The 15,668-nt window shown below is 52.7% G+C and carries 9 protein-coding genes; all 9 read left to right on the top strand.

Annotation, left to right across the window (positions count from 1 at the left end):
* Positions 1–8: 8 nt before the first annotated feature.
* The 9 genes from IEV46_RS03940 (at position 9) to IEV46_RS03900 (ending at position 15,572) form a co-directional block, all read left to right on the top strand.
* A complete protein-coding gene (locus tag IEV46_RS03940) occupies positions 9–272 on the top strand; it encodes an acyl carrier protein (RefSeq protein ID WP_188430112.1) in 264 nt (87 codons plus the stop codon).
* A complete protein-coding gene (locus IEV46_RS03935; protein WP_188430109.1) occupies positions 269–1,417 on the top strand; it encodes an acyl-CoA dehydrogenase family protein in 1,149 nt (382 codons plus the stop codon). Before IEV46_RS03940 ends, IEV46_RS03935 begins: the two co-directional genes overlap by 4 nt.
* Complete coding sequence (locus IEV46_RS03930) at positions 1,414–2,532, top strand: GNAT family N-acetyltransferase (protein ID WP_188430107.1); 1,119 nt, start codon at positions 1,414–1,416, stop codon at positions 2,530–2,532. Before IEV46_RS03935 ends, IEV46_RS03930 begins: the two co-directional genes overlap by 4 nt.
* A 17-nt stretch (positions 2,533–2,549) precedes the next feature.
* Positions 2,550–3,782 carry an ACP S-malonyltransferase gene (locus IEV46_RS03925; RefSeq protein WP_188430106.1) on the top strand — a complete coding sequence of 411 codons (1,233 nt, stop codon included), beginning with the start codon at positions 2,550–2,552 and terminating at the stop codon, positions 3,780–3,782.
* Between the two features lie 23 nt (positions 3,783–3,805).
* A complete protein-coding gene (locus tag IEV46_RS03920; protein ID WP_188430104.1) occupies positions 3,806–4,660 on the top strand; it encodes a 3-hydroxyacyl-CoA dehydrogenase family protein in 855 nt (284 codons plus the stop codon).
* A 229-nt stretch (positions 4,661–4,889) separates the two neighbouring features.
* Positions 4,890–5,135, top strand: a complete 246-nt coding sequence (locus IEV46_RS03915; protein ID WP_188430101.1) for an acyl carrier protein — start codon at positions 4,890–4,892, stop codon at positions 5,133–5,135.
* A complete protein-coding gene (locus tag IEV46_RS03910) occupies positions 5,132–6,325 on the top strand; it encodes an acyl-CoA dehydrogenase family protein (protein ID WP_188430345.1) in 1,194 nt (397 codons plus the stop codon). Before IEV46_RS03915 ends, IEV46_RS03910 begins: the two co-directional genes overlap by 4 nt.
* The gene (locus IEV46_RS03905; protein ID WP_188430099.1) at positions 6,322–7,866 is read left to right on the top strand and encodes a non-ribosomal peptide synthetase; all 1,545 of its coding nucleotides are present in this window, start codon (positions 6,322–6,324) and stop codon (positions 7,864–7,866) included. Before IEV46_RS03910 ends, IEV46_RS03905 begins: the two co-directional genes overlap by 4 nt.
* Entirely contained in the window at positions 7,866–15,572 is a 7,707-nt protein-coding gene (locus tag IEV46_RS03900; protein ID WP_188430097.1) for a non-ribosomal peptide synthetase/type I polyketide synthase, read from the top strand. Before IEV46_RS03905 ends, IEV46_RS03900 begins: the two co-directional genes overlap by 1 nt.
* The last annotated feature ends 96 nt before the right edge of the window (positions 15,573–15,668 follow it).

The raw sequence follows: 15,668 nt of genomic DNA, 5'->3' as shown, positions 1-15,668 counted from the left end.
AAAGACTCATGTCCGTTCACGGGAAAATCCGTCAATACATCCGTAGTAACCTTGTGACCTTCGATGCGATGGGAACCGAGTTCACTGACGATGACAACATCTTTGAAAAAGGGTTCGTGAACTCGTTGTTCGCCATGCAACTGCTGACTTTTATCGAAACGGAGTTCAATATAACCGTTGATAACGATGATCTTGACATCGTGAACTTTTCCACCGTCAACAATATGGTCCGTCTCGTTGAAAAAAAGAAAAAGGAGAATACAACCGCATGAAAGCCTTTCAGGAGAGACTCGATACGGTGAAAAGATTTGCGGAGGCAGAGCTCAGACCGAGAGCGGGTGAGTTTGAAGTGAAAGAGGAAATTCCCCGTTCCTTTCTGCAACGCCTTGGGGAGCAAGGTGTTTGGGGTGCGACGTTTCCCGCCGAATACGGCGGGCTCGCCCTTGATCCCGTGGACTATGGACATCTGACCGAAATCATCGGCAAGGCCTGCAACTCCGTTCGGGAGTTACTCACGGTGCATGTCTCTTTGGTCGGGGAATCCATCAAGCGTTGGGGAACAGAGGAACAGAAGCGGCGCTGGTTGCCGAAAATGGCAACCGGTGAGACACTGGCGGCGTTCGCACTGACTGAGCCGGAAGTCGGTTCGGATGCCAAAGCTGTTCACACCTCTTATAAACAGAAGGGGAACCGCTTTATTCTCAATGGCCGTAAAAAATGGATCTCTTTTGCCAACATTGCTGACTTGATTCTGGTGATCGCCGCCAAGGGGAGCGAGCTGACCGCCTTTCTGATTGAACCTTCGATGCCGGGTGTGTCCATCACCAAGATGAGTGGCCTGCTGGCGAGCAATTCCTCCCATCTGGCCGAAATCCATATGAAAGATGTGGAGGTGCCGGATGAAAACGTGCTCGGACGGGTTGGCGGTGGGTTTGCCTATGTGGTCAATACTGCCTTGGATCACGGGCGTTACAGTATCGCGTGGGCGGGGGTGGCGATTGCACAGGAGGCCCTGGAAGCGATGGTGACTTACTCGCGAACCCGCAAACAGGGCGGCAAATATATCTGTGAATACGACGGGGTTCAGAGGATGATTGCCGAATCCAGCGTCAATCTGCGTGCAGCCCGCTCGCTTTGTCTGACTGCCGGTCGCAAGCGCAGGGACAAACACCCGGAAGCCATGGCGGAGACCATGATGGCCAAGTATTTCTCTTCCAAAATGGCGATGAAAGTGGCCACGGATGCAGTACAGGTGTTTGGAGCAAACGGTTTTTCCCGCAAATATCCGGTCGAGCGCCTCTTCCGTGAGGCTAAAGTGTTGGAGATCATCGAAGGCACATCGCAAGTTCTTCAGCCGCTCATTGCTCAACATACGTTGCGCACTGGTTACCGAGATGAAGGTGTGATTACAAAATGATCCATCAACTGACGGAAGGGTGGGAACGAATTCGTCCGCTGTTTTATGAACACAGTCGACAGCCCGTTTTGAACGGGATTTTGGCCGGTAACAACAAAGGCCGCATTTTTGTGGATTCCCCGGACCGTCCTGCCTGTGCATTGGTTTGGGCAGAGCAGGAGATCTTTTATCTGATGGGGGAGCCGAAGGAAACTTTTGTCTTCGCTCTACCTGCCTGGATCCGTGAAGTGATCGCACCGGAGGCGGAACGCATCGCCGATCCGTTCTTTCAAGTCGAGTTGATGCCTGAGGTCAAATGGCGGCCAATTGTCGAGCGGGGACTGCAAGAGTTTATTCCGAAACCCTATGATCGGGTGACCTTTACTTTTGATCCGAAGAGGTATCGCAAACTGCCGCCGGTATCGGTGCCGGCGGATGTCCGTGTGGAACGCATCACACGGGAAATGTTGGCGGAAGATTCCTTCGCAGAGGTGCGTGACCATATTGCTGACTTTTGGATATCGCCGGAGATCTTTATCGAAAATGGGTTTGGCTATGCTGTGTTGGTAGGTGATGAGGTTGTATGCAGTTGCCTGACCGCTTTTGGGAACGAGACGGATGTCGAGATCGGGATTAACACGTACAGCCGTACCCACAGAGGGAAGGGCTATGCGCAGTTGGCCGCCCGTTCCTTCCTTGACGAGTGTCTGCACCAAAACCGGACTCCCCATTGGAAAACAGAGGATTTTCGCTTGCCGTCGATTAAGCTGGCGGAGAAAGTTGGATTTACAAACCGCCGCCTGTACAAAGCTTATATGTTTTTATACAACGAACTGGATAATCTCGTGTTCACCGCTTATCACCGTTTGCGTTATTTCAAAGATTTGGCGGAAGCAAAACGTTTTCTGGATCGGGCCTGTGCTTATGGCGATTTAAAGAATTGGCATCATTTTCTTCTCGCTTGCGGCTATTCGTTGGCCGGGGAAACGGAATCGTCCTTGAAGCATATGGAGCGGGCGTTGGAGCTCGGGTGGGATCATGTTTCGGATCTCCGCTATGATATGGACTTGATCCACCTTCGAAAAACGGAGAGGGGACGGGCTTTGTTGGAGGAGTTTGAAAAAGGATTGGGCTGAGAAACAGGGGGGAGAAGATGTCGAGCCTGGTGTTCATGTTTCCCGGGGTGGGATCCCACTATCCGGGGATGGGCAAGTATTTTTACGATCACTTTTCAATTGCCCGTGAAACCTTTGAAGAAGCAAGCGATACACTGGGTACGGATATGGCCGCACTATGCATGAACAAGTCGCGCAAGGCAGATCTTGATAAACTGGAAAATTCACAGACGGCATTGGTGACCGTCAGTGTGGCGGCTTTTCGGGTGTTTGAGCAGGAGATCGGATTACAGCCTGATGCGATGCTGGGCTACTCACTCGGCGAGTACTCGGCTCTTTGTGCCGCCGGTGCGATCGGGCTGGCAGATGTGTTGAAGCTCGTGCATGAGCGAGGTGTGATTGTCAGCGAACATGCATCGTCCATTGACGGTACGATGGCATGGGTGACCAACCTTGCGCCGGAAGTCGTGGAGCAGATTTGTATGGAAGTGATGGCAACCGGCGAAAAGGTGTACGTCTCCGCCTATGACACCCCGCAAAAAACCTCGATCTCCGGATCGAAGGCCGCGATTCGCCTGGCCGGTGAGAAGGTGGTGGAGCACGGCGGCATCGCCATTCCGCTCCAGATGAGCGGCCCGTTTCATTCGCCGCTGATGCAGCCAGCTGCGGACCGATACCGGAAACGGTTGCTGGATGTGAAGATGCAACCACCCGCGGTGCCGGTGGTCGCCAATCAAAACGGGCTTCTTTACGATGATGCGAAAAGCGTGTTGGACAATCTTTATTGGCAATTGGTACGGCCGGTACGCTGGCTCGATTCACTTCGATATCTAATTCGTGAAGGGATGACGACTGCGGTGGAAGTCGGGCCGAAAGATGTATTGAAGTACCTGATGCATGCCATAGATCCGAATTTGTCAGTTTGCACCTACGAAAAGGAAAAGGATATCCGCAAGACAAAGCAGGCCCTGATTGTCCAAGAGTCAGAGTATGGGGAGATTATTTCCCGCTGTCTGACGGTGGTCGCCGGCACCAAGAACCACAACACGGATCCGATTGATTACGAGAGACGCGTTGTGATTCCATTTCGTCAAATTCAGAACCGCTGTGAAGAATGGATCGCTTCTGAAACCTTGCCGAAATTCAGTGATGTGCGGGCGGCGATTCAGATGGTGCAAACAGCACTGGAAGCAAAGCGAATCCGGGCGGAAGAACGTGAGCGCTTTTTATGTGAAATACTCAACCACAAAGTGTTACGGGAACATGGATAATCTTTAGGGAGGAGCGGTCAGGAATGTTTCAAAAAATCGGGATTGTCGGAGCAGGCACGATGGGAACCGGCATGGCGGTCGATCTGGTGTTGCACGGTTTGGAAACGGTGTTGGTGGACGTAACGGAGGAACAATTGCAGAAGGCGGAAGCGGAGATTTTGCAAACAGTGCGCTTTGCTCCGTTGCTCAACAAAAAATATCCAAAGATGTCGATGGAAAAAGTGCAGGCCCTTCTCCACAAAACCACCCACCTCGAGGATTTGGCCGATTGTGACTATATCGTGGAGAATGTGCCGGAGAACTGGCTGATCAAGGAGCCGATCTATCTTCGTTTAGATGAGGTTTGCAAAGAGGAGACCGTGTTTGGTGTGAACACATCCTGTATCTCGATCACCAAGGTAGGAAGTGCGACGAAACGTCCCGACAAAGTAATCGGCATGCATTTTATGAATCCTGTGTATATGAAGCCGTCGGTTGAAGTGATACGCGGTCACATCACTTCTGAGGATACGGTGGCGAAGGCAGAGGCGTTTCTCGCCCAACTGGACAAAGAGGCCATCATTGTAAACGACCAAACCGGCTTTGTCTCCAACCGCATCTCGCACCTGTTTATGAACGAAGCCGCTTGGGTTGTGATGGATGGAGTGGCCACTCCGAAGCAGGTGGATGATATCTTTAAAAAATGTTTCAGTCACAAAATGGGCCCCTTGGAAACAGCTGATTTGATCGGTCTCGATACCGTTTTGGACTCGCTTAAAGTGCTTTACGAAGAATATCAAGATCCGAAGTTCCGTTGTTGTCCGCTGTTGAAGAAGATGGTCGACGCAGGAGAGTGCGGTCAAAAGAGTGGCAAGGGATTCTACACTTATTCCAAATAAAGGTTTAGGAAACGTTGTGATTGGAAATCGCCTTTGCTGTCCTCGTCCGATGGTTTACATCCGCAGATCTATTCCCACCCGAATGGCAGGGAAGGATTCGGCGGGCAGGCGGACAGCCCATATGCCGCCCCGATAGTTGTTTCACCATGCCCGGGCATCAAGACGGAGAGAGATCGGGAAAAATGCTGCAGCTGATTTTTCCATCCTCATTTCAGGGAGTGAGAAAGAGATGACTGAGAAAAATTTGGAACAAACAGTGTACGCCTTCATCGGTGAGCATGTGGATGAGAAGTTTAACTATGACACGGAAATTTTTGAAGAAGGGCTGGTCAATTCGTTGTTTGCGATCCAACTGATGACCTTTCTAGAGAAAGAGTTTGCGATTAAAGTCACAATGGAGGATTTGGATATGGAGAATTACAAGTCGGTGAATGCGATCGGAAAATTCATACGTAACAAGAAATTGGCGGGATAAACGTGAAACGGCATTTGACCCTTTCTCAACAAAAGTCGTATCAACAGTTTTTGGATTTTGTGGATGAATATGTGGAGCCTTATGCCAACGATTGGGACATCAGGCAGGAGATCCCTCGGGATATGATCCGTCTCTGTGCCGAACAAGGATATCTCGGTGGAACCCTTCCACGGGAATTTCACGGGAAGGGTTGGGATTATGTGACCTACGGGATTTTTACCGAAGCTGTCGGACGCGGCAGTATCTCTTTGTCGGGCTTGTTCAATGTCCACACGATGGTGGCTGAGACAGTGCTCAAATGGGGCACTGAGGAACAGAAGTCCCATTGGTTGCCTTTATTGGCTTCAGGAGAGCAAGTGGCGGCATTGGCGCTGACTGAACCCGGTGCAGGTTCCGACCTCAAGATGATTCAGACGGAGTATCGGCGCCGAGGAGACAGGTTCCTCCTGAACGGTGTAAAGAAATGGATCACCTTCGGCGCAGCAGCCGACGTACTGCTGGTTTTCGGAAGACTGGATGGAGAGCAGCCGATTGCATGTTTGGTTCCAAAAGACAGCCGGGGGCTGACCATCACACATATCCGGGACATGCTCGGATTCAAAGCATCGTACCTTGCCAAGTTGGAATTTGACAATGTTGAAGTGCCGGTTGCAAATATGATCGGACGTTCCGGGTTTGGGCTCTCCCTCCTTGCGCCCTATGCCCTTGAATTCGGGCGCATCTCCATTGCTTTTGCCTCCCTCGGCTTGCTTCGTGCCTGCTTGGAGACATGCGGAGTGCACGTGATGGAGCGGCAGTCCTTTGGCGCTCACCTAATCGAACACGGAATGATTTCTCACATGATCACCGATATGGGGGTCGATCTGGAAGCAGCCACACTGCTCGGTCTCCAAGCTTGCAAGGCGAAAGATGAGCACCGTGCTGATGCGACGGAAAAGATCATGATCGCCAAGTACTTCGCATCCCGTGCGGGAGTGCGCCATTCCTCAAATGCTGTGCAGATCATGGGGGCCCTGGGGTGCAACGACAACCACTCTGTCTCCCGCTACTACCGTGACTCCAAAACGATGGAGATTGTCGAAGGCAGTAACCAGATTCACCAACTCTTGCTCGGCAAGGATTTTGCCAAAAAAGCAAAACGCACCCGGCAGGCGGCACAGAAAAAAAAGGGAGTGCAGCAACCAGTATGAACCGGATCATGCATCTGTCATTTGAAGCGCGGGCTGAGAAAAACCCCGATGCTGTGGCCGTTGTCTTTCAAAGGGAATCATTAACCTACAGAGAATTAAACGAAAAAAGCAACCAATTGGCCCGCCGCTTGCGGGAGCACGGTGTCGGACCGGAAACGGTTGTCGGCTTGATGCTTGAACGTTCCCTGGAGATGATCATCGGAATCTTTGGGATTCTGAAAGCAGGCGGTGCTTATCTCCCCCTTTCACCTGCTCACCCACCTCAACGTTTGAAGTATATCTTGGAGGACAGTGGCACAGAGCTGGTGCTGACCCAAAGCCATTTATATCTCCGTTTTCAGGAAACCTTGCAAAAGGAGATGTGGGCCCTCGATGATCCCCAGCTTTACAAGGGACCGGCGGGAAATCTGTCATGTTTGAACCAACCCTCCGATCTCGTCTATGTGATCTATACCTCGGGTTCCACTGGCAAACCGAAGGGGGTCATGATCGAGCACCGGGCTTTGGTCAACCGAATGGAATGGATGCAAAAAGCTTATCCGATCGGTCCGGAGGATACCATTCTGCAAAAAACGCCGTATACGTTTGATGTCTCGGTCTGGGAGATGTTCTGGTGGTCCATGGTCGGGGCGAAAGTCTGTATGCTGGCTCCCGGTATGGAAAAATTCCCCCAGGCCATAATTGAAGCCACCGAGACCCATCAAGTGACGGTGATGCATTTTGTTCCTTCGATGATGAATGTTTTTTTGAATTATCTCGAAGGAGCTGACGAGATGCATCGCATGGCTTCCTTGCGGCGGGTATTTGTCAGTGGGGAAGCGTTGATGTCCCGGCATGTGGAAAAATTTAATCATCTACTTTACTCCGTGAACGGCACATATCTGACCAACCTTTACGGCCCAACTGAAGCGACGATCGACGTATCTGCTTTCGACTGTCCGACAGCGGAAGTCCCGGAGGGGAACGTGCCCATCGGGCGGGCGATTCGGAATATCGACCTGTTTGTGATTGACGAAGACGGACGGCGACTGCCGGAGGGTCAAGTAGGGGAACTGTGCATTACCGGAATTGGCCTGGCACGCGGGTACGTGAACAATCCCTCATTGACTGCGGAGCGGTTTGTCGAGGTTGAGCCGGGAATCCGCATGTATAAAACAGGAGACTTGGCCCTTGTGCGGCCGGACGGGAACATTGAGTACCACGGCCGGATTGACCATCAGGTCAAAATCCGTGGAATACGCATTGAGCTCGGTGAAATCGAAAGTTGTGCGATGGCTTGTAAGGGAGTTGATCAATGTGCGGTGATTGTGCGCGAGAAATCAGATACGGTGGTAAAATTGGTTGCCTTCTACGAGGCTTCGGAAGACTTTGAACTGAAGCGTCTGAAAGGGCACCTTCGCTCGCACCTTCCCGACTATATGGTTCCTGGAACTTACGTTCGGATGGATGCGCTGCCGCTTACCGACAATGGCAAGGTGGATCGGAAAGCATTGTCCTCATGGGAGGACGAACAAAAGACGCTGGGAGGAGGGGCCTTTTGATGGAGGACGTGGCAAAGATCCGGAAACAAGATATCGAAGATATTTTGGCGCTCACTCCGACACAAGAAGGGATTCTTTTTCATTATTTAAAAGAACCCCACAGCAGACTGTATCGGGAAGAATTTCGTCTTCGATTGTCAGGAGAGATCTCCCTTCCTCTGTTCAAAGCTGCTTGGCAACATGTCGTTCAGACCAATGAAATGCTTCGTACCGTGTTCCGCTGGGAAGGTGTCAAACAACCTGTGCAAATTGTCCTGAAGGAATATCCCTTGCGCCTGCTCTTCAGTGAAGGGCAAGCCACAGAGGATGAAGAGGCGTACGATTTGCGCAGGGTTCCTTTCTCCGTGGAGCTGTGCCGTCTGGGTGAGATGGAATACGAAATGATTCTGCGCCATCACCATATTTTGTTCGACGGTTGGAGCAACGGTATTGTTCTGCTCGAGTTTGTCAAAGCCTATCGGGAACTGGTGCAGGGCAAGACCCCGATTCGCCTCAAAAAGCCGGGCTTCAAAGAATATATTCTCTGGCAGCAAAAACAGGACAAGTCCGGCCAACAGGTCTTTTGGCAAGAGTACTTGGCCGGCCTGGATGAATCATTGCCGCTGTCGGCGAAAAGCAAAGATTCCGTTGACAGGACGGCGGCATGTACCTATACCAAGGAAATCGGTGAGGATCGCAGTGCAAAATTGCGCAAGTTTGTCCGAGAGCAAGGCGTCACATTGGCAGCGTTGTTCTATACAGCCTGGGGGCTGCTGTTGCAACGGTATAAGAACTCGAGGGACGTGCTGTTCGGCACAACCGTTTCGGGACGTGAAGGCGTCCTTCCTGGGGCGGAGGAGATGGTCGGCCTTTTTATCAACACCCCGCCTCTGCGTGTGACGCATCGGCAGGGACAGACGGTGTTGGACTTGCTCCGTCAGGTGCAGAGAGATTTGCAGGAGCGGTCCGGACACGAAAGTACTCCGTTGGTGGATTTGAATGCTTCCTTTGACACGATCGTGGTCGTGGAGAATTATCCTCTTGATGTGGATCAACTCACTGGCCGCGATGAAACGTTTCGGATAACCGACTATGAAATGCGGGAGCTGACCCACTACGACCTGACGCTCTCCATCGAATGTTTTGATGCCATCAAACTGGTCATGATGTGGCCTGAAAATCTTTTTCAGGAGCAAATGATTGTCCGCATGACCGCTCATTTCTTGCAGATTCTGGATGAGATGACGGCGGACGTCACACAACCGGTTGAAACGTTGCAGATGCTGACAGATGAGGAGCAATCACAATTACGGCAAGGCGGTTTACAGTCGGATGTCACCTATCCGCATTCCAGCCTTCACCAATTGTTTGAATTGCAAGCACAAAAGCACCCTGAGCGGATTGCGCTCACCTTGGGCGACAGGCAGATGACCTATGGCCAATTGAACCGATACGCCGATCAGGTGGCGTATGTGCTCCGGCGAAAAGGAGTTGATCCGGACTCGCTGGTTGCGGTGATGTTGGAACCTTCTTTTGACATGATTGCTGTTTTGCTTGGAGTGCTCAAGGCAGGCGGTGCTTACGTGCCGATTGACCCCGACTACCCGCAGGAACGCATCTCGTTCACCCTGGAGGACAGTGGGGCGAAATGGCTGATCACTTCAGAACCCTTTCAGGACAAGGCGGAACTGGCCGGCGAGGTGCTCCTTGTCGGGGACTTCCCCCGGATGGCAGAGGCAGAGGCTGTCGAGTTGCCGGAAGTACGTCCCGACAACTTGGCCTATGTGATCTACACATCGGGGACAACGGGTCGTCCCAAAGGTGTGATGATCGAGCATCGCAATGTGGTGCAACTGGTCATGCATGAGCCGAACCGGTTTCATTTCTCCGATCAAGATGTCTGGTTGCTGTTTCACTCGTTCAGTTTCGATATGTCGGTCTGGGAAATGTACGGGGCCCTGTTGCACGGTGGTCGCCTGGTCATCGTGCCGAAGGAGACCACTCGCGATTCTTATGCCCTTGTCGAACTGGTCACCCGGGAACGGGTAACCGTGTTGAACCAGACACCTTCTGCCTTCTATATGTTTCAACAAGCGGCAGAAGAACGTTCCGATCTGTCATTTACCCTTCGTCTGATCACCTTCGGGGGCGAAAAACTCAAGCCGGGCTTGCTCAAGAGCTGGCGGAAGCGTTCACCGAAAACGGTCATGGTCAACATGTACGGAATTACGGAAACCACCGTTCACGTTACGTACAAGGAGATCGGGGACGAGGAAATCCAAAGCAATCTCAGTGCGATTGGAGTATCTTTGCCGACGTACTCCTGTTATGTGCTTGATGCACACAAGTGTCTGACACCGAAGGGCATGCAGGGGGAATTGTACGTTGGCGGCGGAGGTGTGGCCCGCGGGTATCTGAATCGACCGGAACTGAACGCCGAGCGTTTTATCGAGAATCCGTACCGTCCGGGAGAACGGCTGTACAAGTCAGGGGACTGGGTCCGTTTGCTCGAAAATGGTGAAATGGAATACATCGGCCGCATCGATCATCAGGTAAAGATCCGCGGTTATCGCATTGAAACAGGTGAGATCGAGCATCACCTGCAGCAACATGAGGCCGTAAAGGAAGCGGTCGTCTTGGCGATTGCCGATCAGGAAGGCATGGAGGAGCTGTGCGCCTATGTGTTGATCAAGCAGAAAGTTTCCCCAAAAGAATTGCGTCACTATTTGGGTGACAAAATTCCATCCTATATGATCCCGGCTTATTTTGTTCCCATGACGCAGATGCCTCTGACATCCAACGGCAAGGTGGACCGCCGCTCCCTTCCGAAACCTGATCCGGTCCAACATGTCGGCAATAACGGACATGTCGGGTTACAAGATGAGGTGGAAGCGGCGGTGGCTGAGGTTTGGAAAGAAGTGCTCGGGCTGGAGAAGGTCGGTTTGCACGATCATTTCTTCGATATCGGCGGAAATTCCCTGAAAATGATTCGTCTCTTGTCGCGTCTAAACAGCACATTTTCGAAAGAAATCAACATACCGACTTTGTTCCGCCATACGACCGTCCACGATCAAGCTCGATACTACCGGGACGAGGTAAAGAGCGGGGAGATCGCTGTTCAGGAGCCCATACAGAAGGCAACCTCCGCAATCGGGAGCGATGTAGCGGTTGTGGGGATGGCGGTGCGTATGCCGGGGGCGGCGGACGTGGGGCAATTCTGGAACAATTTACAGAAGGGTGTCGAGTCGATTCGCGTATTCACGGATGAAGAACTGCGGGAAGCGGGCATTCCGGAGGAACAGCTCCAAAAACCGAATTACGTCAAAGCGAAAGGTTACTTGGAAGACACGGACGCTTTTGACAATCGGTTTTTCGAATATGGTGTCAAAGAAGCGGAAATGATGGATCCGCAACTGCGCATCCTTCATGAGTGCAGCTGGGAAGCATTGGAACACGCGGGAGAGGCTGCGGAGAATGGTAAGGCGGTGGGTGTTTATGTCGGCGGTTCCCCGAATTTTCATTGGTTGCGCTCGTTGGCAGGTAAGGACCTCAACGCGCTAGACGAGTTCCAGGCGATGCTCCTCAATGAAAAAGATTTCTTTGCGACCCGCCTTTCTCACAAACTGAACCTGACAGGTCCCGCGGTTACGGTGCAAACGGCTTGCTCCACCTCTTTGGTCGCCATCGGGAATGCCTGGGCCGACCTTGTGCAGGGACGTTGTGATCTGGCACTGGCAGGCGGCGTAAGTGTGACCTATCCGATCAAATCCGGTTACTTGTATGAAGAGGGAATGATTCACTCTCCGGATGGTCATTGTCGGGCATTTGACCGGGACGCCCAAGGCACAGTCAGTGGAAACGGTGTCGGTGTGGTTGTGATGAAGCGGTTGGAGGATGCCCTTCGTGATGGCAACACGGTTTATGCGGTAATCAAAAGTACGGCAATCAACAATGATGGTGGGCACAAAGCCGGATTCACAGCACCCGGTGTGGAAGGACAGGCATCCGTCATCCGGGCGGCCCATCAAGCGGCCGGTATCAAGCCGGAGGAGGTCTCCTATGTGGAGACCCACGGTACAGGTACACCGCTGGGTGATCCGATCGAGATTGAAGCGTTAAAACTGGCATTTGGCGAGCAGAAGCCTGGTCAAGTGATGATCGGTTCGGTAAAGACGAACATCGGCCATTTGGATGCGGCGGCGGGTGTGGCGGGATTTGTCAAAACCGTTTTGGCCCTGTATCACCGAAAAATCCCACCCAGTTTGCATTATCAGCGTCCAAATCCCAAGATCGATTTTGGCAAAAATCCGTTCCGTGTCAATTCGACATTGACTTCGTGGGAAGAGGGGATCCGTCGTGCCGGTGTCAGCTCCTTTGGTATGGGAGGCACCAATGCCCACGTGGTACTTGAATCCGCACCGGATACCGTCACTGGAGCTGAAAGCCGTGAGTGGAAAATGCTGACCCTTTCCGCCAAATCGACGCAAGCCCTGGACAAAGCGGCAGAGAATCTGGCCCGTCATCTGGAAGCGGAGCCTCAGGCATTGCTTTCCGATATGGCTTATACGTTGCACGTTGGACGCCGGGACTTTCCACATCGTCGGATGGTTGTGGCAGCGGACGTATCAGATGCAGTGACCCAACTGCGCGGCACGGAGGTGGAAACGTCGGAAGCGTCGGAACGCCGACCGGTCATATTCCTCTTCTCCGGGCAGGGGTCACAGTATGTCAACATGGGCAGGGGCCTCTACGAGAGCGAACCGGTGTTCCGGGAACAGATCGATCGCGGCCTGACTGCACTGACAAAACAACTGGGCTTTAATGTGGGGGAAGTCTTGTATCCGCCCCGGGGCTCGGAGAAGGCAGCCACACAACGGCTGATGCAGACAGGGCTTGCCCAACCGTTGCTGTTTCTCATCGAATACGCATTGGCCAAGCTGTTGATCCGATGGGGTGTTCGTCCCCAGCTGATGATGGGACACAGTATTGGTGAATATGTCGCTGCCTGTTTGGCGGAGGTGTTGTCCTTTGAAGATGCCCTGCGTTTGGTGGCGCTACGTGGTGAATTGATGCAAAAGCTTCCTGTGGGATCGATGCTTGGTGTAAACCTTTCGGAAGCGGAGGTGCGGCCGCTTCTGACAGATGAGCTCGATCTGGCGGCGGTGAATTCGCCGCAGCACGTTGTCGTCTCTGGCCCGACACTGTCAGTGGATCAGTTGGAGCGGAAACTGTCTGCGGGTGGGGTGAAGACAACACGTCTGCACACGTCTCACGCATTCCATTCCCGCATGATGGACCCGATTCTCCGACAGTTTGAGCAAGAAGTGGCCAAGATGCCACTTTCTGCTCCGAAAATCCCCTACCTCTCCAACGTGACGGGCAGACGGATTACTGTCGAGCAAGCGACTTCTCCTGAGTACTGGGCCCGGCATCTCAGGAACACCGTTCAATTTTCACAAGGCTTGTCCGAACTGTTTCGCACAGAGCAGGCGGTTTTTCTTGAAATCGGACCGGGTCGTATGTTGTCCACACTTGTGCAGGCTCATCCGGAACGGAAGAATGGCCAGACGGCACTGCATCTGCTTCGCCATCCGTTGGATCCAACGGCGGACAGTGCTCATCTGCTAAGGCAGCTCGGACGACTGTGGATGCTGGGAGGGACAGTGGACTGGAAAGCTTTTTACGCCGGTGAGCAGCGCCGCCTGGTGCCCTTGCCCACTTATCCCTTTGAAAAACGACGCTTTCCATCGGAACCGCAAGCTACAAGTTTGTTTTCGGGGACGACAACAGGGGGCAAGCGCTCCGACGTGGATGAGTGGTTCTACCTGCCTTCATGGGAGCGCAACCCGTTGCCCGGGGGTCGGGATGGGAGACGATGGCGGGAAGACGAGGTCTGGCTGATCTTCTTGGATCGCCACGGCCGCACTGAACCGCTTGTGGCCCGTTTGCAAAAAGAAGGGCAACGGGTGATCACAGTGAAGAAGGACGAATGGTTCTCGCGGACAGAGGAAGTTTCATATACCATCCATCCCCGGGAAAAGGCTGATTACGAAGCGCTCTTTACCGATCTGGAACGCCGGGGGTTGCTCCCGCACAAAATCGTTCACGCCTGGAGTTTAAACGGGGCAAATGATTCCCTCTCGCGGGAGCTTGTGGAACAGGTGATGGATGAAGGATATTACTCGTTGCTTTATACGGCGCAATCGATCGGGAGGCGGGAAGGACAGTTACAATTGTATGTGCTGACCGAGAGGATGCTTGAGGTGACGGGAACAGAAGAGAATCTGTCCCCGGAACAAGCCACCGTTTTGGGATTCACCAAGATCTGCGGTCTCGAATTTCCGAACTTCTCCTGCCGAACGATTGATCTGGATCTGCCCTCGCAACAAGACTTTACCGAGGCAGTCCTGGACGAATGTTTGACTGATGCTTCCGATCCGGTGGTCGCCTATCGCGGTCGGCATCGCTGGATACAGACAGTCGTCCAATCCCGTTTTGAAAAAGAATCTGTGGGAAGCGGCAGGCTGCGGGAAGGTGGCGTCTACCTGATCACCGGCGGTCTTGGAGGGATTGGGTTTGCGATCGCGAAAGACCTGGCCCGGAGTGTACCCGGTGTCAAGCTGGCACTGGTGGGCCGTTCAGAGTTTCCGCCTCGCAGTGAATGGGATCGTTGGCTGGACGCTCCGGAAATGGACCCGCGTATAAGCGACCTCATCCGCTCCCTGCGCAAAATGGAAGCACAAGGCGCCGAGAGCCTGGTATTGCAGGGCGATGTGGCCGAGAAAGAGGACATGTGCCGAGTGCTTGAGGAAGTCAAGACACGTTTCGGCCATATTGACGGTGTGGTCCACGCAGCCGGTGTTGCCGACTACCTGGGGGTCATGATGAACCGTGACAAAGAAGGGAACGACGCGATCCTCGCCCCGAAAATCGCAGGGACATTATTGCTCGATTCCTTATTGAAAGAGGAGCCCCTCGAGTTCTTCGTCCTTTGTTCCTCCATCGGCAACATTGCTTACCATATGAAATTCGGGCAGAGCGGTTACAATGCAGCCAACGAATTTCTGGACGCATTTGCGTTTTATAAAAGTGCCCGTGACGGGGTGTTTACCGTGGCGATCAATTGGCCGGACTGGCAGGAAGTCGGGATGTCGTTGCAATCGGCAAAAGTGTGGGCCAAACAGTTTAACACCGACGTTGAGAGCATGTTGCACGACGGGGTGACTGCGAAAGAAGGGGTGGAAGTGTTTCGCCGGATTTTGTGCCGTAACCATCACCAAGTGGTGGTGTCACCGGTGGACTTGCATTGGAAATTGAAACACGGCGTCAAGCACTATACCCAAATGCTGGAGCAGCGAAGCAGAAGCAAACCGAAACAGCAGCGTTCCGGCATGCTGTCGGCTTATACGGCTCCGACCAATGAAATTGAACAAAAACTGTGTGAATTATTGCAGGATATGTTCGGTTTGGAGCAGATCGGGATCCATGACAACTTCTTTGATCTCGGGATGAGCTCACTCGACCTCCTTCGTGTCAACGCCAAGCTCAAAGATCTGTTCAAGCGCGACTTGCCCGTCGTCACATTGTACGAGCATTCGACGATTCATGCCCTTGCCAAATATTTGGGTTATCGGGAGCCCATCGAAGAACCAAGAGCCCATGAAGAATTGAACAAAGCCAAATCGGTTATGAAAAACACATTGTCCAGACTGGGCAAACGACAGTAGCGGGATGGTGGGTTCCCGGGGGGATGTCTATGAAATATAAGGATTCCGAACTGATGGCCCAGAATATTTCTGCAGGACAGGATCTGAGGGGCATTT

Source organism: Kroppenstedtia guangzhouensis (assembly GCF_014637345.1).
GTDB lineage: Bacteria > Bacillota > Bacilli > Thermoactinomycetales > DSM-45169 > Kroppenstedtia > Kroppenstedtia guangzhouensis.
This window is presented reverse-complemented; position numbering and strand designations above follow the sequence as displayed.